Source organism: Inquilinus sp. OTU3971 (assembly GCF_038440215.1).
Genome location: NZ_JASATH010000487.1, coordinates 1 through 204 on the forward strand (window position 1 = coordinate 1; position 204 = coordinate 204).

Genomic DNA, 204 nt, shown 5'->3' on the forward strand with positions numbered 1-204 from the left:
CCGGTGGTGCTCAGCCCCGAGGAGGTGGCGCTGCTGCTGCACTGCGCTCCCGGCCTGAAGCACAAGGCCGCCCTCAGCGTCGCCTATGGCTGCGGCCTGCGCGCGTCGGAGATCGTCCACCTCAAGGTCTCCGACATCGACTCTTCGCGCATGCTGATCCGGGTCGAGCAGGGCAAGGGCCGCAAGGACCGCTACGTCATGCTC

Annotated in this window: 1 protein-coding gene; it reads left to right on the forward strand. The window is 68.6% G+C overall.

Features of this window, described 5'->3' with window-relative positions; all coding sequences use genetic code 11:
- The coding region (locus tag AAHM41_RS40540) for a tyrosine-type recombinase/integrase (protein ID WP_342242303.1) at window positions 1-204 on the forward strand (204 nt) is incomplete at both ends.